The sequence below is a fragment of the Ruegeria sp. AP12 genome, assembly GCF_056540025.1.
Genome location: NZ_JBQFVZ010000176.1, coordinates 1 through 795, shown reverse-complemented (window position 1 = coordinate 795; position 795 = coordinate 1). Strand labels below are relative to the sequence as shown.

General features: G+C 61.4%; 1 protein-coding gene. It reads right to left on the bottom strand.

Going from position 1 to position 795, the window contains the following annotated elements:
• A partial coding sequence (locus ACR0E6_RS22080) for a DNA repair protein RecN (protein WP_480587384.1) occupies positions 1-795 on the bottom strand: 795 nt, incomplete at both ends.

Below are 795 nucleotides of genomic sequence, written 5' to 3'. Positions count from 1 at the left end.
CATCACCCGCATCCAGCTTATCCAATCGATCACGCAGCGTATCAGCTAATGCGCCCAATTCATCTGGGGCCACATCATGTTTGCGGGCCAGTGCGCGGATGGCGAACAAACGTTCCTCGGCGGCTTCTAGTTCGGCAGGGTTAAAGTCCAGCGCCTGAAGGCAGGCGTTCACACCATCCTGCGCCTCGCCCAATTCAATCATGGCCCGGCCAAGCGCTGCAATCGGCTCCTCCAACTGGCCACCTGCCGAGTCCGATACGCCCTCAAGCCAGCGTGTCGCATCCGACATCGCGCCTTCGGCCCCGTCACCTCCCAGCAGGTCAAATGCGCGAGCAACGTCGTCGCGGATACGCTCTGCCCCCTGCATCATGCGGCGGCGGGCATCGAGGTCTGCGTCCTCGCCGGGTTGCGGATCGAGCTTGTCCAACTCGGCCACGGAATGGCGCAGGAATTCCTCCTCGGCCCGCATGGCGGCCAAAGCGGCTTCTGTCTCGGCCAGTGCTTTGCGGCTGCGCGACATCTCAGACCACGCCTGACGGACCTTGGCCAATAGTTCCGAGACCTGAGCGTAGTCATCCAGTAGCACACGATGCCCACGAGGATTCAGCAGACCCCGGTCATCATGCTGCCCATGCAATTCGATCAACGTTTCCGACAAAGCGCGGAGGACTTCACCTGAACAGCGGCGATCATTGACCCAAGCGGTTTTTCGGCCCTCTGCCGTGTTAACCCGGCGCAGAATCAGTTCTTCGCCACCTGGCAAACCGGCCTCAGACAGAACAGCATGGGTGGGGT